We start from the raw sequence: 24,311 nt of genomic DNA, 5'->3' as shown, positions 1-24,311 counted from the left end.
GAATCTTTCAGAGGGTTCAAAATACAAAGTGCCAAAACCAATACCTGTTTTATGAGTAAATACCACCGTTGATATTAATGACCTCCCCCGTAATGTAACTCGATTTGCTCGATGCCAAGAATGATACGGCGTGTGCTACCTCTTCAGCGGTACCGAATCGGTTGGCCGGTATCATCTTTTTCAGCTCTTGTTCATTCAGCTCTTCGGTCATGTCGGTTTTTATAAAGCCGGGCGCCACTGCGTTTACCGTCACCTTTCTTTTGGCCACCTCTTGGGCCAAGGCCTTTGTAGCGCCTATCACGGCGCCTTTGGCTGCCGAATAGTTGGTTTGCCCAGGTGTGCCTTTTTGGCCCGATACCGAAACCATATTGATTATACGGCCATATTTATTGACCAGCAATTTTTGAATCAAGGCATTGGTAACATGGTAAAAACCATTAAGACTGGTCTCTATAACCTTTGACCAATCTTCTTTTGGCATCCACATAAAAAGCCCGTCTTTGGTAATACCCGCATTGTTGACCACAACTTCGATGACATCGTTAGGGTGGTCTTCGTGCCAGTTTTCCAATACATTCTTTACCTGCTCGCCATCAATAACATTAAATTGGATCAGTTCTCCGTTGCCGCCTACTTCCTCAACCATTTGCAAGGTTTCTTCGGCCGCACTGGCATTGCTGTTATAGTTGATGAGGATGTGATAATCTAGGTCTTTGGCCAATTGAACACAAATTGCACGGCCTATGCCGCGAGAACCTCCAGTGACCAAAGCATATTTTTTCTTTTCCTCTTTCATTCAATTATATGAGTATTTATTCTATTTAACGGAAGCAAAGGGCTCTGCATTCTGAAACCATTTATCGGCCAATAGTTTTCCGTTTTTATCGAGAAAGCCCCAGCCTTTCTTAGTTTTTACCCGAGCGAGACCGTCTATAAATCCTTTAGAGTCGTTTCCTGCCAAGAAAGCGAAGCCGGCAGTTATATCATATTCCAAGGGAATGACCTCTTTACCGGTAGTGTTGATGAAACCCCACATTTTCTCTTTCACAGGTGCCAGGCCATCTTCTGTAAAAACCTCTGCATCACGGTATTTCGGCTCAATGACCATTTCGCCTTTTTCGTTGATATATCCCCAGTTTTTGCCTTCAGCTACTGGGGCCAAGCCTTTTACGAAAGCACGGGCCTTATCATATTTAGGCTCTATGACCCATTTTCCGCTACTATTGACAAAGCCTATTTTCTTGTCTTTTCTGGCATAGGTCAGATTTGAGTTTTCATAAAAGCCCCATACTTTGTCGGCCCCTTCGATAGTATTAAAAGTGCCATTCGTGATGATTCCGTAAGAGCCACCTTTCATACCTTCTACACCATTCGGGTGGTATTCATTACCTATTTCTTCATATTCTACGGGAATGACCACTTTACCTTTGTTGTCAATCATGCCCCACAAATCACCTTTCTGAACTTTGGCGTGGCCATTTCTGAATTTTTTGATGGCATCGTAGGTTGGTTCTAGAATTACCTTGCCATTCGTGCCAATAAGCCCAATTTTGTCCCCTTGTCTATAAAGGGCAACGCCATCTTCAAAATCGTAATATTTTTCGGCCGAGGGAACTTCAAGTACTTTACCTGTTTTGTCGATATATTTCCATTCCCCATTTTCGGCTACCATGGCGTAACCTGAATCAAAATACTTTACTTTTTCATATTTGGGTTCAATGGCCCATTCGCCCGAAGGTTTTATATATCCCCATTTTTTGTCTTGAACTGCCGCCGCTAGGCCATTTGAGAAAGTTTTGGCCTCCTCAAAACTGGGTTGGATCGCATACTTGCCCGTTTTGTCGATATAACCAAATTTGCCATCTTCCCTAACCAAGGAAAGTTCTTGGGCGTAAACAATCACTGAATTCAGTGCTACTAATAACAGTAAAAAGCTTTTTGTTTTCATTGTGTTAAAAATTTAAAATAACTACGTGTTTCTTTTGTTCGAACCGAACGATAGCGGCGAAAAGAACGAATAGCTTTTTTAAATCGGGGCAATGTGCCTGCTGACTTTCCGCTCTATGGTTACTTGTTCTTATGGTTAGTGATAAAATCTTTCACTTGGTTAACATACGGATACATAATCGTATCTTCTTTGAACGGGGGAACTATATTGCGCACGGCATCGTACATTTTTTTCGTTTTCGACGAGACCTTATCCTGTACACTAAGATACTCAATTGCCTGAACGACTGTTATCATTTCTATAGCAATTATTTCAAAAGCATTTTCGATGACTTTTTTGGTGATCAGGGCCGCATTGGTACCCATACTTACGATATCTTGATTGTCGTTGTTGTTGGGTATGCTATGAACATACATTGGGTTGGATAACATTTGGTTTTCGGCCGTTGTAGAGGTTGCCGTAAACTGAACGCCCTGCATACCAAAGTTAAGGCCTAAGGTGCCCAGGTTGACGAACGGGGGAAGAATGTCGTTCAGCTTTGAATTCATTAAATAATTGAGCTGGCGTTCGGCCAACATACTCATTTTTGTTACCACGATCTTGAGTTTATCCATTTCCAATGAGACGTAATCTCCGTGAAAATTGCCGCCATGGTATACATTTTTCTGGGCCACATCAACAATGGGGTTGTCATTGGCCGAATTGACCTCTTCTATCAAAATTCGCTGTACATCGTTAAGCGTGTCCAGCACCGGCCCAAGAATTTGTGGCACACAGCGAATCGAGTAGTATTCTTGCACTTTCTCTTCAAATACTGATACATTTCCGTTAGTATCGGTGTATAAGTGATGCTCTCTTTTTCGCGTGAGCGTACTGTCTTTTAAATGGCTGCGCATCGAACGTGCGATTTCGCGCTGCCCTTTGTGTTTTTTGGTGGAGTTCAAGGCTTCCGAAAGGTGGTCGTCATAAGCCTGCATTATTTCGTTAATGGCAGAAGAGCAGGCAATCATCCACTCCAAAAGGCGTCGGGTATAAATGGTATTGACAACACCGATGCCGGTCATTACCGAAGTTCCGTTGATGAGCCCTAGGCCTTCCCTTAGTTTTACTTTGATGGGCTCAATACCTTCAATTTCGAACACTTCTGTGGTAGGTCTTCGCTGGCCTTTATAGAATACTTCACCTTCACCAATCAGCACCAACGCTAAATGTGCCAACTGCACCAAATCGCCACTCGCACCTACACCACCATGTTCATAAATATGGGGCGTAATGTTTTTGTTGATCAGTTCGGTCATAGTGCTTACCACCGAAACGTGTACACCCGAATTGCCCAAGCTAAGGGTGTTCAATCGGGCCAGCATGGCAGCTCTTACGTACTTTTCCGGTATTGGTTTGCCCGTGCCAGATGCGTGACTTCTGATAAGATTATACTGTAACTGTAAGGTTTCGGAGTCTTTTATCTTGTATTGCGCCATAGGGCCGAAGCCGGTGTTGACGCCATATATGACCTTGTTCTTGGAGAATTCTTTTAGAAAATCAAAGCTTTTTTGAACGGTTTCGATTACCTTATGGTCGACGGAAAGGGGTTCGTTGTCAAAAATTACACTATAAAACTCCTCAATTCCTAACTTTCCTTTAATTTCTGGCATTTTTCGGTTGGTCTTCGATATATTTCTAGTTTTTCGGGAGGGCTAAAATAAATAATTCAGAATGCAAATTACTAATAAATAGGTAAGGATTATCGTATTTTTACTTTGTATTTTTAGCAATCTCATTTCCTTTTCAGCTCGTAGAACTTTAAGTTTAGAAGGAAGATTTATGACCAAAACCATGCAAAACGAATCTGTAGACGTACTAATTATCGGGGCTGGGCCATCAGGGGCCGTATCGGCCGCGTATCTCTTTAAGCAAGGCCTTAAGGTAAAGGTCGTTGAGAAAAGCAAGTTTCCGAGATTCGTAATAGGTGAAAGCCTATTGCCCCGCTGCATGGATCATTTTGAAGAGGTCGGCTTATTAGAGGAATTGAAAAAAAGAAATTACGAAGTCAAGGCAGGCGCCCGATTTATGAGAGGCGATAAAATCTGTAATTTCGATTTTAGTAAGAAATTTACGGAAGGATGGGACTGGACATGGCAAGTGCCCAGGGCCGATTTCGATAAAACCTTAACCGATACCCTAGAAGGTTGGGGCGTAGACATTGACTTTGAAAAGGAAGTGGTGGGGGTCGATTTTAATGGCAGTGATTCGATTACAACCATTAAAGATATCGATGGAAGTCTCTCCGCCATATCGGCCAAGTTCATTGTCGATTCAAGCGGTCATGGTAGGGTTTTGCCACGACTTTTAGATTTGGATAAACCTTCAGATATAGGGCGACACTCCTCTATATTCACTCATGTAAAAGACAGTAAAAGGCCGCAAGGTCGAGAGGGTACCATCATCACTTTTGATATCGTTAGCCTAGAAACCTGGCTCTGGGTTATTCCTTTTTCAAATGGGTACACCAGTATCGGATTCGTAGGCCCATCCGATTATATCGAATCTTTTCAGGGATCTCACACGGAAAAACTGCGGGAAATGATGAAACTTTCCGAATATTACTTTGATCGGTTTGATGGTCTGGAATATGAATTTGAGCCTGTGATCATCAAGAACATCGCCAAATCTGTAAAAAAGCTTTATGGGGAAGGCTTTGTGCTAACAGGCAATAGTGCCGAGTTTTTAGATCCTGTATTTTCATCGGGGGTCACCTTTGCGACTGAATCTTCGTTGGTTGCTTCGAAATTGATAGCGAAGCAGCTGGCAGGTGAAACGGTCGATTGGGAAAAAGAGTATGCCGAGTACATGAAAGAAGGGGTGAACGTTTTTGCTACTTATGTAAAGGAGTGGTACACGGGCAACCTACAGACCATATTTTTCGATAGCAACGATAACCCAACAATCAAGGCTCAAATATGCGCTGTACTGGCTGGATATGTGTGGGATAAAGAAAATCCGTTTGTGAAAAACCATCACCGACTGGTGAAAACAGTGGCCCGAATAGCTGAAATGGAAAAAGAGGCCGATAAGTCGATAGGTTGAAACCTATTTCTTTAACGACCTCCAATAGTTTATCGGATTAAAAAGCTTTCGTCTTCTTGAGAACCAGTCTGGCAAAAGACTTGCCTGTTTTGGCATAGCCTTCGCCTAAACGGTCTTCGTTGCTGAAACTACTGCCCCATTGGTCTCCCGGAGCGTTTTCACTAGAAACTTCTGCCAAAACGTTGCTTGGGTCGGCCGTTTCAACAAATTTGAGGTTGGTAGTTACCTTGGCGGGTTGTTTCATAACTCCTGCATCCCAACCTGGGTAGAGCCAAACGGTTTCAACTATCAGGGTGTACTTGGCATCGGCCAAGCCTTCTTTAAAAGCTAATTGGTGGTCGTCATAAAAATAGCGGTTCATGAGTTCTAAGAACTTAGGCTGCCAAATCAATTCAGGGGCCGCTTCCCACTTTTTCTTCCAAGTATCGCCTTTACCCGGTGATTTTTCTTCCATTTCTGCAGCATGTTCTGCTACATACTGTTCTTCGGGAAGATTCTTTTTGAGCAGTTTCATGTTGTCGTAAACGAACTCGACATTAACTTCTTGTTGTCCAGGTAGAAAGTCGAAATCTCCCTCTTCAATCTTTAACTTTTGGGCAGTAGCCAGGCCGGTGATGGTCAAGGCCATTAGTAGTACGAATTTTTTCATAATGGTTATAATTGAAATCTTTACCTTTTATGTTTGATAATCAAAAACGTTAACATTTCAATGTTATTTTATAAATCAATCATCGATTGATGCGAAGACCATTTGTCGAAATTTCCATCCCGTCTCATCATTGACCTTACCTTGGGTCTGTTTCATTAGTATGCCGATCACTTTTTCTTCGGGGTCTGCAAAGTACTGGGTGTTGAAGTATCCTCCCCAGTCAAAAGTTCCGTTACTTCCCCAGCCGCCAGCAGCTACACCTTTGGGTGTTACTACGCCGAAAGCAAGGCCGTAATGCCTTGTGCCATCACCAAAAAAATCTTTCGATTGGTTCTGCATCATACTTTCAATAGTTGTTCTGCTGAGAATTCTGGTACCGTTCAATTCGCCACCGTTAAGGTACATCTGTAGAAAAGTAGCATAGTCTTTGGCCGTACTTGATAATCCAGCTCCACCGGAAAAGAACTTTTGAGCTCCTTTCTTGGGGTAGTCGGTATCATAAAAAGTGTTTGGGTATTTCTCCCATTTTCCATCGTTGATTTGCTGTACGGTAACGAGTCTGTCGTGTTTATCCTTAGGTAAATAGAACCATGTATCATCCATTCCAAGAGGGTCGAAAATTCGGGTTCTCAAAAACTCATCGAAAGCAACCCCTGATATGACCTCGATAAAATATCCTAAAACATCAAGCCCTTCGCTATACACGTAGGCATCGCCAGGGTTATGATGAAGCGGTAGTTGAGCCAATTTTTTCACGCTGCTCTCTATTGAAATATCTTCTGTGGTGAAAAGGTCGGTAATACCGGCTTTCTTATAAATTTTCTTGAACCGTTCATCACCATCAATAACCCCGTAACCCAAACCGGAAGTGTGTGTCAATAAATGCCGAATGGTAATTTCGTTTTTGGCCGGTAGGGTCGTATAGGTGTCGTTTAGAATGCTGTAAGAATCTAAGATTTGCGGGTCTTTGAATTCGGGAATGTATTTTGAGATGGGGTCATCTAATCGAAATTTGCCTTCTTCCCAGAGCATCATCACCGCTGTAGAGGTAATGGCCTTTGTTTGTGAGGCAATTCGAAAAATGGTGTTTTTTTCCATAGATTTTTTGGCCTTGTTGTCGGCCATGCCATATGCTTCGTGAAAAACTATTTTGCCATCTTTTGCAATCAGGGCGACCGCACCAGGTACCTGGTCTTGCTGTACAGCATCTTTGAGCATTTGGTCTATTTTATCGAGCCGGGCTTGTGAAATACCAGCTTCATTGGCAGTGGCCGTTTGAAGGGGCGTCGATTTTTGTAATGACGGCGTTTGACCGAAAGAAATAAAACAAGAAAGTGAAAGTAGTAAGGTGGTTAATTTTTTCATGATGGAAATTTACCTAAAAATAGGTGTTTTTCTCACATTAAATAAGGGTGTGGTTTTAAATGGGTGTTGGGTAGTGGAGCCTTACCTGTTTTCTATAACAGATAGATTATATGTCATAACTAAGCGGAAAGTTTAGAAAAGGATTTTTAAGTTTGTCTAAGTACAGGGAAGTAATTAAAAACAGAGCAACTCTCAATAGTAAAATGAATTATCAAAAACTAACAATAGATTCTTAAGGGTGAAAATTTCTTGGACTGGTCTTTTACTAAAAAATAAACAAAGTTTTTATTTAAGTGGGGACAGAAAGAAATATTGGTATTCGGCATTTTTTTTGGGCTTCTTTGTCGCTTTAATTTTAATCGGGCTAAAGCCGTTTGAAAAAAATATAATAGACCACCCACATATCACGCTTGTTCGAATTGGTGTCGGATTAATTTGCACGGGGGTCTATATTTTAGGTTATGAAATTTTATTGAATTGTTATAAGACCATTAAGTTCAATTACCTAAAACTGATTCTTTTTGATGTTTTTCTAGCTCTAATCAGTGTGATTCTAATTTTTCTTTATGACCGTTTAATCGTTGTAAAGGATGGACATGTTACTTTTGGTTTCCTGTTAGAGTACATTTTAGTATTGGCACTGCCATTTTATCCAATTATCCTTTTTATTTTTCATTTTTTCAAAGTAGCCATATTTCCTATTCAGATATATCCACCCATCACTAAAAATAATATATCAGAACATGAAAATGTATTACATATTAAGGAGAATGGTTCATTGGAGGTACTCTCTATAAAAGAAGAACATCTTTTGTATATTCAATCTCAGGATAATTACGTTGAAATACATTATTTTAAAGATGGTAATTATACTAAATATCTAATGCGTGGAACGCTGAAGAAAATTTTAAAGGATTTTACCTTTCTTTTTAAAGTACATAGATCGTTCGTTGTGAATCCGCATAATATAGACGAACTTATAGGTAACTCTAACAAAGCCTCCATTACTTTTAAAGGTATGGATTCTACCATTCCGGTTTCCAAGTCGAATTACTCTTCACTTAAAAATTATCTATCTACTCGTACCAATATCTAGTCATTTCGCCACAAAAGAACCAGTTTCTTAATTCATAAATTGAGTTCTTATAAATTTGAACCTATGTAATAGGTGTTTTGAGCTAGATTTTTTCAAGGAATTTATTTGACCTATTTGTTCGACGCTTAATTTACAATTATCGTATTCCTTTAAGCATAAAGTAAATAATCAAGAATATTTAAGGAGATAGTGTTTACTAATTTATAATAGGCTAAATGAGATATTTTAATTTTTTAGTGATTTTCTTTTTTCCTCTCTTAATGCATTCCCAAAGCTCAGATACCCTAGTAGACATAGGAGGGTATAAAATGCATTTCAACATAATGAAAGGAAAAGGAACTCCAATTCTTTTCGAAGCGGGTGCAGGTAACGATGGTTCTGTCTGGGACAACATTTTGGAAAAAATCCATAAAGTTACGGGTACAACATTGATTACTTATGACCGATCTGGGTTTGGAAAAAGTGAATTGAACCCTAATCTAAAAAGCGATACCGATTTTGGAATTTTAAACGGTATGAAAGAACTGGAGACGGGTCTTTCAAGGTTGGGGTACGATAATGATATTATTTTGGTTTCCCACTCGTATGGTGGGTTGTATAATTTACTCTATGCAAATAAACATCCTAAAAAAGTAAAATCCGTGGTTTTAATTGATGTAACGCTTAACAATTTTTGGAATGATGAATTACTGACAATGAGAGATAACAATGTCGATATTAGTACAATACCTAAACCTTCAGGAGATTATTTTTTGAATGTCAATTACAATGAAACCATGCGATATGCGAGAAGTATACATTTCCCAGATAGTATACCGTTACTAAATATTTTTCCTGAAAACTCTTTACCAGGTTTACCAGAGGAACTTTCGACTAGGTGGAGAAAACTTCACGAAGAACTTGACGACAATAAAGATAATGTTACAAACATTATCGCCAAAGGAAGTGGTCATGCCGTATTTCTGGATAATCCTTCGCTAATTATCAATGCAGTCGTTAAAGCGTACTCAAAAACATTGGATAAAGAGCAACAAATTGAGCTGTTACCAAAGGCTTTAGACAATGCCATGGAATTGTCTATTGAAACTAAGATGAATAATCGTTCAGAACAAGATTTGAATGCATTGGGATATTCATTTTTGGGAAATGAAGAATTAGATAAGGCTTTAGAAGTTTTCAAATTAAATACAATTTTATTTCCAGATAGTTCTAATGCGTATGACAGTTATGGCGAAGCTTTATTAAAATCAAATCGAAAAGCAGAAGCAATCGAAATGTATGAGAAATCAATTGAATTGAATCCGGAAAATGAAAACGGAAAGAAAATGTTGATACAATTAAGACAACAATAGTTCTATACCATAAAAACAAAGAATACGGGTAATGAATCTAGATATGCTTTTCTCGTCAGAATTGACCCTTCATAACAAGACGATATTGATACTATTGAGCTTTTAAGTTATGATAATTAACTCGGCGAATTTGAATCGCGAGTAAATAACAGAAGTGATTTTGAGGAATTTTTTGATTTTTGCCCCGAAACTAAAAAGCAAAAAGAATTGTACCCTCACTTAATTTTTGATAAGAACTATAATAAACCCATTGGGCTGATCCTGTTCGGTAACATAAGTCTTAATTACAGAAGATTGGAGATTGGTTGGATATGGATAGTTCTTAAATCATAACTTAGGGAAAAGTTTAAAAAAGACTAGATGAAGTTAAAGATTTTGAAATTCATCATAGTCGCAGTAGCCTTTTATATTGGTTTGAATGTTGCTGTTCATTTTCGATGGGAATACCGTAGCCGAAAAATCAAAAGAGAGTTGATTGCCAAATATGATTCAAATCAAGATGGGGTATTTTCCCTTGAAGAATCTCATCCGGAATTGACTGAAGGACTACTAAAATTAGGGAGTGATACCGCAAGAGGTATTTCTCCATTAACCTTAATTCCCGTATCCTTATTATTGGCTATTCTAACCACTTATATTTATAACACACGCAGAAAAAACTATTAAGGGAAGGTTCGTAAAAAATATTGTAAAAGGGGAGGTTTAATTCTAAAGACATCAACTGAATAAAATACCATTTTAAACTGGAGAGGTGCAAATCATCACTATGTTACAACTAAAAGATTTAGCTTCTGAACACAGCTAAAAAAATCCCATAAAAGTTAAAAATTCACGGTCACTCCTAAGGTGCCCGGACCAAAGTTAAGGTTCCAGCTAGTTCTTTTGTCTTGAGCGTTATATTTCTCGTTGTATTTCCGGTCGAGATATTTGTCAATCGACTCTACTGTTGCTACGCTTATAGCAATGGCAAAAACGAAGTCACTCAACCAATGCTGTCCGTCCCAAATTCTTGAAAGGCCGGGTATAGCCCCTAAAGTATAGATGCCTGCCTTTGCCCAAGGGCTCTTGAATTGCTTTCCGATAGCATATGCGTTGGTAAAGGCCAACAATGCATGGCCTGAAGGAAACGAGTGAAAATTACGACTTGAGTTGAAGGGGTCAAAAGTATCCTTTCCTAAATTAGCTATGGGTCTTGCCCTGCCTACTGCTGATTTTAGAACCTGTTGTAGAAAACCCGCTGAAGTTGCTGATGATATCAATAATACACCTGTTCTTCGCAATTTTTCGTTTTTGGCGATCAATCCCGTTAGATATACCCCAGAAGTGACCAAATAGTTGTTTTCAGGGCTGCCATAAAAAGTTCCGTACGAACGAATGACCTCCGGTACTCCTTCCTTTTGAAGGCGAATAAAGCGAGAGGTATCATCATCAATCAGATAGACCGCCCCGGTGCCCGCTACCACACCTCCGAACTGAGCCCATTGTTTACCCTGCCAATGAAAAGGTCTGGCATAGGAGTAACCCACACCTTTGAACATATTAACAAAATCATACTTGAACATATCCCAACGTTTTTCACTGGGTACCACAATGCTATCTTGGGAAAAGGAAGAACTGAAGGATAAAAAGGCCAGAACGAACAAAATCTTTTTCATAGGGGGCAAAAATAATAGCTACGCTTGTTTTAAGAAGAATCGGTTTAAAATAAAACTAACTCATTTGCGAGCGCTACAGATTATAACCTCGTCAATTTAAAGTTATTGTGGTAAATATGGCGAAGATGGGTTTTCAAAAGTAGATTTTCTGGGCGAGTCGATAGGTGTTGGCATGTGCCTCAACAATCACTTTGATATCGGGAGAATAACCACCGCCCATACTACATTGTACAGGAATATGGTGTTCGTGACAGGTATTAAGCACAAATTCGTCCCTTTCTTTACAGCCTTGCAAGGTAAGCGACAAAGTACCCAGTTTGTCGGACTCTAGAACATCTACCCCTGATAGGTAGAAAATAAAATCGGGTTTTACCGTTTCTAGTAAATGGGGTAAGGTTTCTTTTAACAAGCCGAGATATTCCTGGTCTTCGGTCCCCTTTTTTAACGAAATGTCCAGGTCCGACACCTCTTTCTTAAAGGGGTAATTGCCTTCTCCGTGCATAGAGAAGGTGAAAACAGAATCGTCATTTTGAAAAATTTCTGCCGTTCCGTTTCCTTGGTGCACATCCAAATCAATAATCAGTATTTTTTTGGCCCAACCGTTTGCTTGCAGGTATCTGGCACCAATAGCTTGGTCGTTCAGCATACAAAAGGCTTCTCCGCGGTCGCTGTAAGCGTGGTGCGTACCGCCGGCTATATTCATTGAAATGCCATATTTTATTGCGTATTCACAGGCTTTCATCGTGCCATCGGCAATAATGCGCTCCCTTTCCACCAAGTTTTCGCTTAAGGGAAAGCCAATTTTTCTAGCCTCACGGGGCGGTATTTTAATATTCAATAAGTCATAAAAATACTCAGGGTCGTGAACGGCTACAATGTGCTTGTCATTGGGTGTTACGGGTTCGAAAAAATTTTCGGGCGAGCAAGTACCTTCGTGTAAGAGCTGTTTGGGCAAAAGCTCGTATTTGACCATGGGGAAACGGTGCCCTTCGGGTAATGGGTGATTATAAATAGGGTGATAGGCTATTTTTAGCATGGCTATAAATCGCCTTTATGTAGTTTTAACTGAATTCGTTTTCGAGGGATGTCAACTTGCAAGACCTTCACTATAATTTGTTGATGTAAATGAACATGTTCGTTCACATCTTTGACAAAGGCATCGGCAAGGTTAGAGACATGAATAAGCCCACTTTCTTTGATGCCAATATCAACAAAACACCCAAAATTGGTAATGTTGTTGACGATACCGGGCAGCAATTGACCTTCTCGCAGGTCATCAATAGTTTTAATGTTCTGGTCAAAAGTAAACACCTTCGCTTTCTCCCTAAGGTCCAATCCGGGTTTTTCCAGTTCCTTTATAATATCTTGAAGGGTAGGTAGGTCGATTTCATCGGTACAGTAATGTTTGAGTTGAATACTTTTTAAGATTTCTTTGTTTCCGATTATTTCGGATAATGGCATCTTTTTATCCTTGGCCATCTGTTCTACTATACCGTAACTTTCGGGGTGAACGGCAGAATCATCCAAGGGGTTTTTTGCATTTTTTATTCGAAGGAAAGCGGCGCCCTGTTCAAAGGCCTTTTCACCTAATCGAGCTACTTTTTTAATGTCGGAACGTTTGCTGAATGGGCCGTTTTCGTTACGGTGAGCCACGATGTTCTCGGCCAATTTAGGGCCAATTCCTGAAACGTAACTTAAAAGCGGAACACTGGCCGTATTGATGTTTACGCCAACGGAGTTTACACAGCTCTCCACTGTTCTATCGAGAGAGGTCTGTAGCTTGTTTTGGTCTACATCATGCTGGTATTGCCCCACACCGATAGATTTAGGGTCTATTTTCACCAACTCGGCCAACGGGTCTGCCAATCTTCTGCCTATTGAGACCGCACCGCGTACGGTAACATCGTAGTTCGGGAATTCTTCTCTTGCAATTTTCGAGGCGGAATAAATAGAGGCACCGGCCTCGCTCACCACATAAACTTCAACCGGATTTTTAAAATGTACCCTCTTTACCAAACGCTCCGTTTCGCGGGAAGCCGTACCATTACCAATGGCAATAGCCTCAATTTTATAGGCGTCTGCCAATGTGCTCAGTTTTTTCAGGGCACCCTTGGTATCATTTTGCGGTGCATGCGGAAAAATGGTTTCATTGTGCTCCAAATCTCCGGTGGCACTCAAACAGACCACCTTACAACCCGTTCTAAAACCTGGGTCAATGGCCAAAATTCGTTTTTCACCTACTGGGGAGCCTAATAGCAATTGCTGTAAGTTCTTGGCGAATACTTTAATGGCATCATCATCGGCCTCCTCTTTAGCCTTTTTTAAAAGTTCGTTGGATAAAGAGGGAAACAACAACCTTTTGTAAGCATCTTCTATAGCCATTTGAATTTGCGGCGTACACGAATTGTTCGATTTAATGGTACGTTGCTCGATTTTAGAAAGGATAAAATCAGTATCCAATTCTAATTTCACTCTTATAAAACCTTCGTTTTCAGCTCTAAGAATGGCCAATAAACGATGCGAAGGGCAACGGTTGAGCGATTCGCTCCAATCAAAATAATCTCTGAACTTTTGGGCCGCCTCTTCATCTTTTTTGGTAGAAACCACCTTTGTTGTCAGCATAGCAGACCTTTCCAATTGTGAACGGATGAGGTTTCTAATGGAGATTCGCTCATTAAGCCATTCGGCAATGATGTGTCGAGCTCCCTCCAGGGCGGCATCTGTATCAGGGACTTCGGAATTGGAATATTGGTGGGCTGCCGACTCAATATCTCGATGGTTTTGGGCCATGATGATTTTAGCCAAAGGCTCCAAACCGTTTTTACGAGCTGTTTCGGCTTTGGTTTTTCTCTTTTTCTTAAAAGGAAGGTAGAGGTCTTCCAAACTCGTCAAATCTTCGGTCTGGGCAATCTTGTTTTTAAGGTCTTCTGTTAAAGAATCTTGTTCTTCAATGGCTTTTAGAATCGTTTCCTTTCTCTTTTCAAGATTTTCAAACTGCGTTTTGAACTCCACAATTTGACCAATCTGTACTTCATCAAGGTTGCCTGTCTTTTCTTTGCGGTAGCGGGCGATAAAGGGAATGGTACAGTCTTCATTAAGCAGTTCAACCGTGTTTTTGATACCTTTTTCGGGAAGCTGGGTATGTTTTAAGATATAGGCTAAGAGATTCATGTAAATTCTTATGGTTGAGACTAAACTGTTTTTTTAGTAAGCCAAGTGAAAGTGGCTAAACTTTAAATTTAGAGACCTATTTGTTCAAAATGGAATAGAGAGATGGTTAATTCCCACTCCTAGGTTCTCGACTACGCTCGACCTGACAATTAATGGGAAAGTTAACTAATCCCTTCGCCGTTACCAACACCTTCTTCATCGGGGTTGACGAAAACCAATTTACCCTCTTTGCTTTCGGTCATCAGAATCATGCCCTGACTTTCAACACCACGTAAAGGTCGCGGTGCCAAATTGACCAGAACAGTAACTTTTTTACCGATAATCTCTTCTGGCTTGAAGCTTTCAGCGATACCCGAAACAATAGTTCTGGTGTCAATGCCGGTATCTACCTTTAAAACCAGTAATTTTTTGGTCTTAGGCATTTTTTCGGCTTCCAAAATTGTACCTACACGCATATCCAATTTCGTAAAATCATCAAAGGTGATGGTCTCTTTTTGAGGTGTGACCGCTTTCTTTTCGTTCTCGTTCGCTTTTTTGGTAGCTTCCAATTTATCTAATTGTTTTTGAATTTCGCTGTCCTCTATTTTTCTGAACAACAACTGTGATTGATTGATTTTATGTACCGCCGGTAACAACGATTCTTTTTGCGAAACATCGTTCCAGCCCAAGTCGGTAGATAGGGCCAGTATTGATTTTAATTTATTGGAAGTAAAAGGCACGAAAGGCTCACTTAAAACAGCTAGACCAGTAGCTATTTGCAGGGCGACATACATTATCGTTTGCACCCTTTCTTCGTCTTGTTTAATAACCTTCCAAGGTTCTTCGTCGGCCAAATACTTATTACCCAAACGTGCTAGGTTCATTAATTCTTGGGCCGCTTCCCTAAAGCGGTATCTTTCCAAGGAATTGGAAATAACTTCTGGATATTTTTTAAGGGCATCCAAAGTTTCTTGGTCCACCTCGGTAAAGTCGGACGGTGCAGGAATTACCCCATCATAATATTTGTTGGTCAATACAACCACCCGGTTGATGAAATTACCCAAGATGGCCACCAACTCATTGTTGTTGCGGGCCTGAAAATCCTTCCAAGTAAAATCATTGTCCTTCGTTTCAGGTGTGTTGGCCGTTAGCGTATAGCGCAACACATCTTGCATATCAGGAAACTCTTCTAAGTATTCGTGCAACCAAACGGCCCAATTTTTAGAGGTGGAGAGCTTGTTGCCTTCCAAATTCAAGAACTCATTGGCCGGAACGTTTTCCGGAAGAATATAACCACCATGCGATTTTAGAATAGCGGGAAATATGATGCAGTGGAAAACAATGTTGTCTTTCCCAATAAAATGAACCAATTTGGTGTCTTTGTCTTTCCAATAAGGCTCCCAATCTTTTCCTTCTCTTTTTGCCCACTCTTTAGTAGAAGAAATATAGCCGATAGGGGCATCGAACCAAACGTACAGTACTTTACCTTCTCCGCCTTCTACCGGTACCGGTATACCCCAATCTAAATCTCTAGTAACGGCTCTAGGTTCAAGTCCACCATCTATCCAGCTTTTGCATTGCCCGTACACATTGGGTTTCCAATCGTTTTTATGTCCTTCAAGGATCCAATCCCTTAAAAAGCCTTCGTACCTGTCCAAAGGCAAGAACCAGTGTTTGGTTTCTTTTGTGGTAGGTGTGCTTCCTGTAATGGTTGATTTTGGGTTGATCAAATCAGTTGCATTTAACGAAGACCCACAATTTTCACATTGGTCACCATAGGCCTCTTCATGCCCGCATTTAGGGCAAGTGCCGATTACAAAACGATCGGCCAAAAATTGCTTGGCTTCTTCATCATATAATTGGGCGGTAGTCTCTTCAATAAAATCACCTTGCTCGTATAATTTTTTAAAGAAATCGGATGCCGTTTCGTGATGAACCTCGGCAGAAGTTCTAGAATAATTGTCGAAAGTAATGCCGAAGTCTTGAAACGACTTTTTAATGATGGCATGGTACTTATCGATAATCTCTTTGGGTGTTACCCCTTCTTTTTTGGCCTTCATTGAAATTGCGACCCCATGCTCATCGCTTCCACAGACAAAGGCAACCTCTTTTCCGGTCAGTCTTAAGTATCTGGCGTAAATATCTGCAGGAACATATACACCCGCCAAGTGACCAATATGAATTGGTCCGTTAGTATAGGGTAATGCAGCAGTAATGGTATAACGAGCGGGAGTAAGATTTTTTTCGGCCATCAAATTTGAAATTAGGCCACAAAAATAAGGTTTTTGCTACGAGGGATACAAGTAATATTCAAAAAGCAAAACCCTCGTAAATTAGGGTTAACGAGGGCTTGTTAGGATTGATTGAAATTGATGTGCTATGCGACCATAACCGATTTGCTCATTTTATGGTCTTGTACTTGTATGCGATAGATATATTTACCAGCTGCCAAATGACCCGGCATACTTTCTTTTATGTTGATTTCATTGGCTCCGGCAGTCATGATGGTATTGCGTATGGTACCCACGCGCTGCCCAACTATGTTGAACAATTGAATATCTACATGGGCCGTTACCGGCATTTCAATATAGATATGCGGGGCATCGTCTGTCGGATAGTACGGTTTGTGAACAATAGCATTTATCTCGGCACTGCTAGGCACTACAGGACTTTCGGTTTGACTGTCAGGAGTAGTGGGAATGGTAGGTTCACCATCACTGTAAGCGATTTCAGGAAAATCGGTTCCACTACAATTAAAACCAAGATTTACAGGTGCATAGGGGTGGTCTAGTAAGTGTTGCTCTACTAATGGAATTGGAACGCAGAGCCACTCGGCCAAAACCGTGGCATACAAATCTCTAAAATCCATAGTGTACTCTAAATTCCCCCGGCCATCAGGGTTGTCGAGAGTTGGATGCTCACCAACAAATGCACTGCCATTCAATCCTTTTCCGAAGAAAAGGGTAGGGGCGGCCTTGCCATGATCGGTGCCGTTGGATCCATTTTCAAAAATTCTTCTACCAAACTCTGAAAACGTCATGCTCAGTACCTTATCGTCTTGTTCGGTATAAGCAAGGTCTTCGTAAAAATTGTTGATGGCAATCGATAAATTGCTCATTAGTCTCTCGTGCGCCAAGGGTTGGTTGCCATGGGTGTCAAAGCCTCCCATAGATATCATATACACCTTTGTACCTAAGTTTCCTTTGATCAAACGGGCTAAAAGCGCCAATTGTCGGGCGAAGCCGTTGTCTTGATATTCTACCTGATTTTGGCCTCTTGACCAAGCTTCGTGAATAATGCCTGAGTATTCGTAGGTGGTATTGGCCACACCTCTTAAAAATTTAAGTTGGTCGCCATACATACAGTCGTTGAACAGGGTATCTTCTAAACCATATCGCACACCCGATTCGGCGATTTCCTCTAACTGGTCGATATTCGAGGTAACGAACGCATAATTGGTTTCTTCGCCTTGAAAAACCAAACTACCGAACTGACCTATTTGAATGGCCGCTGGTGCGGGAGGGGGCGAAATAAGGTAATCAGGATATATGTTCTCAAAATGCCTTCCCATCCATCCCGTGTTCAACCCACTGAATCCGGTGGTTGTTAGGTCGGTGTTGGCAAAAATATCCGATCCCGTAAAGTGGGAAAGACTTTGCCCTTCATAACCTACGCCATGAACCGCCTTGAACTGGCCTTGGTCCCACATTGCTTCCAAAGACTTCATGTAAGATGGCACACCGAACTCATCGGTAAGCTTCAATACTTTGCTCTCCGGAATATAAATGTTGGGTCGCGCGTTGGCGTATGAATCATATTGCTCAATGGGTATAACGGTGCTCAGACCATCGTTTCCACCCGAAAGACGAATAAGAATTAAAATGTTGTCTGTTTCAGCGGCTGCAATAGCCGATGTTAGAGGTGACGGTGCCGAGGCCGTTAAAAAATTGGAACCTAGCATCATCGAACCTGATCCAGCTATGCCGAGTGCCTGTAAAAATGAGCGTCTGCTCCATGCTTTATGTTCTTGGTCATGGCCTTCGTGTTGCAGGCCCTTATGAGGTGAATTATGGTGGGTATCGCACATAGCTGTAGGTTATTTAAGTTGAAATTCGGGTTGACGGGCCAAATATTGCATTAGCAGATATACCTGTGAAGGGCCTTCCATTGAAGTCTGCAACGTCCAAGTAGGTGTCGAGCCGCCCTCGTAGTATTGATCTTGCACATCGCTTCTAAATACGGTGTATGCCTTATCGTATTCCGAATCGTTTAATAGTCCTTTCGGTAATATAAAATCGATAATGGCCCGAGCAATTACATCTGGGTTATTGCTTGTCATGCCATCCATTCCTGTAAGCGATAGGCCAAAAGACCTGAACTGTTCGGGGTCGGCATTAAAAAATTCTTCTAATACACTTTCTATAGTCAGCCAACGCCCGATCATAAAATTGGTGTTAATCCAAGATCGGTCTCTTTGCCAACCGGCTACATCAAAAGGGTTGAACAATTCTTGGCTTAAGAGTGCACTATAATTGATCATGCTTGATACCGTGACATCATCGTAGGTAAAGCTTGATTCGTTCAGTAGGTTGAAATAAATATCGAACGGACTTTTAATAATGACGCCAATAGCCTCATCATCAAAGAAATGTTGACTTTTAAATAATTGTGAAAGCACCGGTGCAATCTCAAAATTATTGGCCAAGAAAGTGCTTGCCATGCCAGATATAATGGTCTGGGCATTGCCCGCGGCATCTTGAGAGTCGGGGTGAACGAAAAACTCATAGAGTTTTCTACAGATAAATTCGGCAATTTCATTGGCTCGTTGCTCGAACAATATGTCAATCACGTCATCATAACCCCAGTTGCCTGTTTGACCTAATATAGTTTTGCTGTCGGTATCGTGGCGGTCATCTCTAAATTGTACGGATTCGCAACCTAGTTCGCCTCTCTCAACATAACCGGTTAAGGCACGTGCCGTTTCAATAATGTCTTCTTCAGTATACCCATTACCTTCGCCCAAAGTAAATAGCTCATAAAGTTCTCGGGCGTAGTTTTCGTTGGGGTTATGGCCGTTGTTATAAACGCCATCCAAATAATACAACATGGCATCGGTAAGTCCGATTTCGCTAACAAATGTTTTAAAGTTACCTATTGCATTCTGCTGTAAGCAATCGATGTAGTGGTAGAGAAATGAATTACACTCGTACACTTTCAGCTCGGTAACAAAATGATTGCTCCAAAAGAAGCTAAGGCGGTCTCGTAGGTTGTTGTTCAGCATTTGATTGGTGTAGGCCAAGCTGAACTCTTGCCTTTGTTGACGCACCATTGAGTTACGCTGCTCATCGTCTTCGGGGTAATTACTACCGTTCCAATCGGCCCAAGTAGGTGCTGTAACGGGCGGTTGGGCCAATGCCTGGTTAATTAGTGTATCTACCAATGAACCTGCATTTTGACCTTCTGCTTGATCGATAGTTTGTGCGGAGGCGCTGAACCCCAGTCTACGGTACAGGTGTGCAGCCTTCGACCTGTTCAAGGGAGTGTTATACGGCGCTAGGGAAGCCGTATTACAGTTGATAAAGTATTCCATAGTTTTCAGTAGGCTTTAAGAACCGTTTATGTGCTTGGGGTCAATTCTTAACGTACTGGGGTTTTGTATAGTATGGTGATTGATGTATTTTCGATGTATGGCATAATTAATTACGAATCATACACAATATTTGGCGTTAGGTAACCCTATTTTTCGATGAACCGCCGCTCTTTGAAATAGATTTAAGGAAAACTATGGGCAAACACAATGAATTTGGTAAGGAAGGAGAGAAAATAGCAGTTGATTTTTTAGTAGGAAAAGGATATGAAATCGTAGCCCAGAACTATCGTTACCTTAAAGCTGAAATAGACATTATCGCTAAGAAAAAGGAGGTATTGGCCGTAGTAGAGGTGAGGGCGAGAAGTAATGACCGTATTATACCGATTGCAGAAACCATCACCCCAAAAAAGATAAAGCTTTTGGTCTCGGCGGCAGACTATTTCGTAACCGAAAATGAAATCGATGCCGAGGTACGTTTTGATGTGGTTACTATATTAAAGAATAGAAGCATTTTTAAGATTGAACATCTTGAAAATGCTTTTTATCATTTCTGACGAGGGGAAAGTTGAGATGTTTTGAATTTTAGTATTAACACAATTTGTTTTATTTATAACAATGTGTTATTTTTGCTCTGCAACCAACTAAGAGCATCATGAAAACAATATCGTCGGTCGTTGAGCAATACATAAAAAAGAAGCCGTTTTTACAAAGTGCATTGGCACAAGGTATTATCAATCTAACCTCTCTTTCAAGAATTGTTAAGCCTGAAATTGAAGATGAGTTAGGAAAGGATATTCGTAATGGGGCTATCGTTATGGCACTGAAAAGACTGTCCGATGATCTAGAATTTCGCGCTACACATAAGATTATAAAAGTGTTGAAGAATATCGGCGAGATTACGGTTCGATCTTCTTTGACCGACTTCACTTTTTTTATATCTGAATCAATATTAGAGGTGCAGGCCGAGCTTCTTGAAGAAGTCAATAAAAATAAAGATGTTTTTTATACTTCATCTAGAGGTGTGAACGAACTGAATATTGTAGTAAGTAACAGCTTAGATCAAACCGTCGAAACCCTTTTTAAAGAAGAAAAGTGTACCCAAAAAGCAGAAAATTTATCTTCGATTACTGTAAAGCTTCCAGCCGAAAACGTTAGCGTACCGGGTATATATTATTTTATATTTCAGCGTTTGGCATGGGAGGGCATTGTTCTGTACGAGGTTATCTCAACCACCAATGAATTTACCATTTTGGTAGACGATACCCAAGTAGATGTGGCCTTCAAGACTATAAAAGACTTGAAGACCCTCTAAACTTTAATCTTTAATAAATTCTGTGGCTTGCCCCCTGAAAGGTTCCGGCAAACAGCAATCTTGGGTGCCGCCTACCTCAACGGAAGATGATCCATATACTTTTATGGTAGATTTGATGAAATCATCTTCATTGGCCTTATAGATATTCTCAACATACTTCTGCGGATTTCTATCAATATAAGGGAACCAAGTACTATGAATCTGAATCATTATGCGATGCCCTTTTTTAAAGGTGTGCAAAATATCTTGAAGTCTAAAATCGACATCGCTTATTTCTCCGGGAACAAAAGGTTCAGGTTTTTCAAAGCTATTTCTAAAACGACCTCGAAATACTTCGGCCCTTACTAGTTGCTGATAACCTCCCATAATAATATTATCCGGGTTGTGCTCATAGTTTTCATGGTCTGAAGGATAGACGTCGATCAACTTAACAACAAAGTCGCCATCGGTACCGGTAATGGCCACCTTTAATTTTGCCAGAATTTCTCCGGCCAGCACTTTTGGGTTGTCCAAAGGTTCGGTTTCGAAGGTAAGCACATCGGGCCTACGTGAGGCATGTCTTTGATCATCTGACATATAACGTCTGGGAGTAAAGGTCAGCCCTTCGGTTTGTGAGGTGTAAGGTACCGGCTTTTGAGGGTCGCTCGTATATTCGAAAACGGCATCTTCGTTGATAGGTCCGTTAACACTAAGTTGCCCATTTCCACCAAAATGCAGGCTCACAGGTTCTATATCGATTGGTGGCCATTGTTCAAACTTCATCCATTCTTTCGAACCTGTATCGAACATATAGGCTTCCGGCAGTTTGTAAATGTTTTTGCTTTTCAAGTTATGGGCAAAGAAATTACGTTCTATTTCTCTTTGAAAAAAGGTAGAGATGCTGTCACCAAAATAGATATGGTTGTGAACGGTTTTACCGGTTTCTTTCGCCCATCCGCCATGGTCCCAAGGTCCCATGACAATCGTGTTTTTGGCTTTCGGGCTTGTGGCTTCCACCGTTTTATAAATATTCAATGGGCCATAAAGATCCTCGGCATCGTACCATCCTCCAACGGTCATAACGGCATGGTCGATATCTTTTAAATGGGGAAGAATATTTCTCTTTTGCCAGAATTCATCATAATTAGGGTGGTCAACTATCTGGTTCCAAAAGAAATTGTCTTTGTGATATTTTTCGGTAATATTTTTTAAGGGGCCTAATTTTAGAAAGAAATCATACGCATCGGAAGCGGGGTTGCCATAGAGCCTCATTAATTTTTCGGTATACCAAGGATCTCTGGTAAGACTGTCTTTTTGATAACCAAATACGGCAAAGGCAGCCGTATAGCTTTCTAAATAGGCACCTTGGTGATGAAAATCGTCAAAAAAGAAATCGGCTATCGGCGCTTGTGGCGAAGAAGCCTTTAGTGCAGGGTGGGCATCGATCATGCCGGCCGCGGTATAGTGCCCGGGATAAGAAATGCCATACATGCCCACGCGACCATTATTGCCTTTAATGTTTTTGATCATCCATTCTATTGAGTCATAGGTGTCGCTACTTTCATCAATGTCTTTTTTGTTTCTCGGTTTGTTGCCGGGTATGTTCGGTCTCATATTGTCAAACTCTCCATCTGACATATAACGACCACGTACATCTTGAAAAACGAATATATACCCGTCTTCTACCAGATATTTTGAAGGGTAGCCGCTGTATTGATAGTTTGAATGTTTTGAGGCATTGTAACAAGTTCTGTTTAAGAGAATCGGGTATTTTTTAGTTTGGTCTTTAGGAGTATAGACTACCGTGAACAGTTCGGCACCGTCTCGCATGGGAATACGGTATTCCTTTAGGTCATAATGACTTTTAAAATAATCGGCGTCTATTTCTTGTCCGCAAGAAATCGTTACGGTCATTAGAAATATCAGTAAAACAAACTTGTTTAGTTGCATGGTGAAGGTTTTTTGAATGTCTCGGGCCTAAAGATAGCAATATACTTGCTTGCTAGCCCAATGGGAATAGGGCTAACCTTAAATGATTTCAAACCATTAAAGCTTGTTATTGAAAATCAGGTAAATGATACATTTCGATTACTGCACCAAAAGGAGAAGATGTTTGCGTCAATTGCATTTTCTTTTTCTCGAGCCCATTCAATCAGGCTTGATGCCATAAAAAGTAGACAAGCAAGAATTTGATTTACCAAGTTCTTTTTTCGAGAACTTTATTTAGCTCTTCGGCTGTCATTTTACCCTTATCGGGATTTTTTTCTAACCAGGTTAAAAAGTCTTTTTTGACCTTGTCAGACCATTTACCGTCAATCTCTCCGGTAGAATATTTTCCTGCTTTTACCATTTCGAAGCCAAAAAGGTCTTTTAGGCCTACAAATTCACTGGTAAACACTACCTGTTCGGCCAAATGGGCAGGTACGAATAGAACCCCTTCACTTTTTCCGATTACCAAGTCGCCCGGTAATACGATGGCATCACCTATTCGTATAGCGGTATTAAGCCCCATTAACACCATTTCTTGCAAGAAAGAAGGATGAAAATCGCGAACGAAGGCGTTGAAGCCTTCCAGTTCAGATATCGACTCTAAATCTCTGGCACTGCCATTAAAGACTACACCATTTCCTGATTTTGCGAATATAGAGTTGGCCAATGTAGCACCCATTAAGGTTCCGGCCTCAATTTTTCCGAACCCGTCTGCCACATAAACATCGCCCGTGGTCAACACATCGATAGGCCATGAATTGGTATCACCTTTTCTACCTTGCTTATTAACTCCTCTGTCTTTAATGTTCTTTTCAACATCGGGCCTGCTAGGCATGAACATAGCCGTAACCGCCCTGCCAACAACTACATTGTTGTTGACCATTTTCCACTCCCCGGCAAATTGATTGTTATAGCCTTCGTTTTTTAGAACCGTCCACGCATCATCGACCGATATATGCTTTGCTCTCTCTACAAGGTCATCGGATATTTTGGGACGACCGTCTTCAAATCTTTCCCCTTCCCAAGAAGAAGTCAAGAAAACAAGCTCTTCTTTTGGTATTGTCTGTGAATAAAGGTGGGTGGCAAATAATAAGAATGCGGCTGTAAATAGTTGAATGGCTCGGATCTTCATAAATTTAATA

The 24,311-nt window shown here is 40.8% G+C and carries 19 protein-coding genes; 6 read left to right on the top strand and 13 right to left on the bottom strand.

Annotation, left to right across the window (positions count from 1 at the left end; all coding sequences use genetic code 11):
• Positions 1-49 precede the first annotated feature (49 nt).
• The 3 genes from fabG to D1013_RS18960 form a co-directional block, all read right to left on the bottom strand.
• Positions 50-796 (bottom strand): flexirubin biosynthesis SDR family reductase FlxB, encoded by a 747-nt coding sequence (gene fabG, locus D1013_RS18970; RefSeq protein WP_121850325.1) that lies wholly within the window; start codon positions 794-796, stop codon positions 50-52.
• 21 nt (positions 797-817) lie between these two features.
• The gene (locus tag D1013_RS18965; protein WP_121850324.1) at positions 818-1,948 is read right to left on the bottom strand and encodes a WG repeat-containing protein; all 1,131 of its coding nucleotides are present in this window, start codon (positions 1,946-1,948) and stop codon (positions 818-820) included.
• Between the two features lie 119 nt (positions 1,949-2,067).
• Positions 2,068-3,600 carry a flexirubin biosynthesis tyrosine ammonia-lyase FlxA gene (locus D1013_RS18960; RefSeq protein ID WP_121850323.1) on the bottom strand — a complete coding sequence of 511 codons (1,533 nt, stop codon included), beginning with the start codon at positions 3,598-3,600 and terminating at the stop codon, positions 2,068-2,070.
• 181 nt (positions 3,601-3,781) lie between these two features.
• Here D1013_RS18960 and D1013_RS18955 point away from each other — a divergent pair, with 181 nt between their 5' ends.
• Positions 3,782-5,032, top strand: coding sequence for an NAD(P)/FAD-dependent oxidoreductase (locus tag D1013_RS18955; protein WP_121850804.1), 1,251 nt, complete (start codon positions 3,782-3,784; stop codon positions 5,030-5,032).
• A 37-nt stretch (positions 5,033-5,069) separates the two neighbouring features.
• Here the strand turns inward: D1013_RS18955 and D1013_RS18950 are convergent, their stop codons facing one another.
• Together D1013_RS18950 and D1013_RS18945 are read right to left on the bottom strand one after the other, a co-directional pair.
• Positions 5,070-5,681, bottom strand: a complete 612-nt coding sequence (locus D1013_RS18950; RefSeq protein WP_121850322.1) for a hypothetical protein — start codon at positions 5,679-5,681, stop codon at positions 5,070-5,072.
• A 75-nt stretch (positions 5,682-5,756) separates the two neighbouring features.
• A complete protein-coding gene (locus D1013_RS18945) occupies positions 5,757-7,046 on the bottom strand; it encodes a serine hydrolase domain-containing protein (RefSeq protein WP_121850321.1) in 1,290 nt (429 codons plus the stop codon).
• 547 nt (positions 7,047-7,593) lie between these two features.
• On the opposite strand from D1013_RS18945, the gene D1013_RS20435 reads away from it, so the two are divergent.
• The 3 genes from D1013_RS20435 (at position 7,594) to D1013_RS18930 (ending at position 10,160) form a co-directional block, all read left to right on the top strand.
• A complete protein-coding gene (locus D1013_RS20435; protein ID WP_162987952.1) occupies positions 7,594-8,142 on the top strand; it encodes a LytR/AlgR family response regulator transcription factor in 549 nt (182 codons plus the stop codon).
• A 323-nt stretch (positions 8,143-8,465) separates the two neighbouring features.
• The gene (locus tag D1013_RS18935) at positions 8,466-9,494 is read left to right on the top strand and encodes an alpha/beta fold hydrolase (RefSeq protein WP_162987951.1); all 1,029 of its coding nucleotides are present in this window, start codon (positions 8,466-8,468) and stop codon (positions 9,492-9,494) included.
• Positions 9,495-9,854: 360 nt separating this feature from the next.
• Positions 9,855-10,160 (top strand): hypothetical protein, encoded by a 306-nt coding sequence (locus D1013_RS18930; RefSeq protein WP_121850318.1) that lies wholly within the window; start codon positions 9,855-9,857, stop codon positions 10,158-10,160.
• A 155-nt stretch (positions 10,161-10,315) separates the two neighbouring features.
• Here the strand turns inward: D1013_RS18930 and D1013_RS18925 are convergent, their stop codons facing one another.
• From D1013_RS18925 to D1013_RS18900, 6 genes are all read right to left on the bottom strand, one after another.
• Positions 10,316-11,149, bottom strand: coding sequence for a phosphatase PAP2 family protein (locus tag D1013_RS18925; RefSeq protein ID WP_121850317.1), 834 nt, complete (start codon positions 11,147-11,149; stop codon positions 10,316-10,318).
• Between the two features lie 133 nt (positions 11,150-11,282).
• Positions 11,283-12,185 carry a histone deacetylase family protein gene (locus D1013_RS18920; protein ID WP_121850316.1) on the bottom strand — a complete coding sequence of 301 codons (903 nt, stop codon included), beginning with the start codon at positions 12,183-12,185 and terminating at the stop codon, positions 11,283-11,285.
• A gap of 2 nt (positions 12,186-12,187) precedes the next feature.
• Entirely contained in the window at positions 12,188-14,320 is a 2,133-nt protein-coding gene (locus D1013_RS18915; protein ID WP_121850315.1) for a Tex family protein, read from the bottom strand.
• A gap of 161 nt (positions 14,321-14,481) precedes the next feature.
• Positions 14,482-16,551 (bottom strand): methionine--tRNA ligase, encoded by a 2,070-nt coding sequence (metG, locus tag D1013_RS18910; RefSeq protein ID WP_121850314.1) that lies wholly within the window; start codon positions 16,549-16,551, stop codon positions 14,482-14,484.
• Between the two features lie 125 nt (positions 16,552-16,676).
• The gene (locus tag D1013_RS18905) at positions 16,677-18,386 is read right to left on the bottom strand and encodes a DUF1501 domain-containing protein (RefSeq protein ID WP_121850313.1); all 1,710 of its coding nucleotides are present in this window, start codon (positions 18,384-18,386) and stop codon (positions 16,677-16,679) included.
• Positions 18,387-18,395: 9 nt separating this feature from the next.
• Positions 18,396-19,889 carry a DUF1800 domain-containing protein gene (locus D1013_RS18900; RefSeq protein ID WP_121850312.1) on the bottom strand — a complete coding sequence of 498 codons (1,494 nt, stop codon included), beginning with the start codon at positions 19,887-19,889 and terminating at the stop codon, positions 18,396-18,398.
• Positions 19,890-20,083: 194 nt separating this feature from the next.
• Here D1013_RS18900 and D1013_RS18895 point away from each other — a divergent pair, with 194 nt between their 5' ends.
• Both D1013_RS18895 and D1013_RS18890 read left to right on the top strand, forming a co-directional pair.
• Positions 20,084-20,443, top strand: coding sequence for a YraN family protein (locus D1013_RS18895; protein WP_121850311.1), 360 nt, complete (start codon positions 20,084-20,086; stop codon positions 20,441-20,443).
• Between the two features lie 98 nt (positions 20,444-20,541).
• A complete protein-coding gene (locus D1013_RS18890) occupies positions 20,542-21,201 on the top strand; it encodes an aspartate kinase (protein ID WP_121850310.1) in 660 nt (219 codons plus the stop codon).
• Positions 21,202-21,204: 3 nt separating this feature from the next.
• Here D1013_RS18890 and D1013_RS18885 read toward each other — a convergent pair whose 3' ends face one another.
• Positions 21,205-23,130, bottom strand: a complete 1,926-nt coding sequence (locus tag D1013_RS18885; protein WP_121850309.1) for a CocE/NonD family hydrolase — start codon at positions 23,128-23,130, stop codon at positions 21,205-21,207.
• A gap of 244 nt (positions 23,131-23,374) precedes the next feature.
• Positions 23,375-24,301: an RraA family protein gene (locus tag D1013_RS18875; protein WP_121850307.1), complete on the bottom strand. Its 927-nt coding sequence runs from the start codon at positions 24,299-24,301 to the stop codon at positions 23,375-23,377.
• Between the last annotated feature and the right edge of the window lie 10 nt (positions 24,302-24,311).

This window comes from Euzebyella marina, assembly GCF_003687485.1.
GTDB classification, from domain to species: Bacteria; Bacteroidota; Bacteroidia; order Flavobacteriales; family Flavobacteriaceae; genus Euzebyella; species Euzebyella marina.
The sequence above is the reverse complement of the archived record's forward strand: the minus strand, read 5'-3'. Positions and strand labels throughout refer to the sequence as shown.

Coding starts and splice junctions, on each gene's coding strand:
- D1013_RS18890 (WP_121850310.1), top strand. CDS start 20,542: ATGAAAACAATATCGTCGGTCGTTGAGCAATACATAAAAAAGAAGCCG.
- D1013_RS18920 (WP_121850316.1), bottom strand. CDS start 12,185: ATGCTAAAAATAGCCTATCACCCTATTTATAATCACCCATTACCCGAA.
- D1013_RS18965 (WP_121850324.1), bottom strand. CDS start 1,948: ATGAAAACAAAAAGCTTTTTACTGTTATTAGTAGCACTGAATTCAGTG.
- D1013_RS18935 (WP_162987951.1), top strand. CDS start 8,466: ATGAAAGGAAAAGGAACTCCAATTCTTTTCGAAGCGGGTGCAGGTAAC.
- D1013_RS18895 (WP_121850311.1), top strand. CDS start 20,084: ATGGGCAAACACAATGAATTTGGTAAGGAAGGAGAGAAAATAGCAGTT.
- D1013_RS18945 (WP_121850321.1), bottom strand. CDS start 7,046: ATGAAAAAATTAACCACCTTACTACTTTCACTTTCTTGTTTTATTTCT.
- D1013_RS18960 (WP_121850323.1), bottom strand. CDS start 3,600: ATGCCAGAAATTAAAGGAAAGTTAGGAATTGAGGAGTTTTATAGTGTA.
- D1013_RS18955 (WP_121850804.1), top strand. CDS start 3,782: ATGCAAAACGAATCTGTAGACGTACTAATTATCGGGGCTGGGCCATCA.
- D1013_RS18900 (WP_121850312.1), bottom strand. CDS start 19,889: ATGGAATACTTTATCAACTGTAATACGGCTTCCCTAGCGCCGTATAAC.
- D1013_RS18875 (WP_121850307.1), bottom strand. CDS start 24,301: ATGAAGATCCGAGCCATTCAACTATTTACAGCCGCATTCTTATTATTT.
- D1013_RS18925 (WP_121850317.1), bottom strand. CDS start 11,149: ATGAAAAAGATTTTGTTCGTTCTGGCCTTTTTATCCTTCAGTTCTTCC.
- D1013_RS18950 (WP_121850322.1), bottom strand. CDS start 5,681: ATGAAAAAATTCGTACTACTAATGGCCTTGACCATCACCGGCCTGGCT.
- D1013_RS18885 (WP_121850309.1), bottom strand. CDS start 23,130: ATGCAACTAAACAAGTTTGTTTTACTGATATTTCTAATGACCGTAACG.
- fabG (WP_121850325.1), bottom strand. CDS start 796: ATGAAAGAGGAAAAGAAAAAATATGCTTTGGTCACTGGAGGTTCTCGC.
- D1013_RS18905 (WP_121850313.1), bottom strand. CDS start 18,386: ATGTGCGATACCCACCATAATTCACCTCATAAGGGCCTGCAACACGAA.
- D1013_RS18930 (WP_121850318.1), top strand. CDS start 9,855: ATGAAGTTAAAGATTTTGAAATTCATCATAGTCGCAGTAGCCTTTTAT.
- metG (WP_121850314.1), bottom strand. CDS start 16,551: ATGGCCGAAAAAAATCTTACTCCCGCTCGTTATACCATTACTGCTGCA.
- D1013_RS18915 (WP_121850315.1), bottom strand. CDS start 14,320: ATGAATCTCTTAGCCTATATCTTAAAACATACCCAGCTTCCCGAAAAA.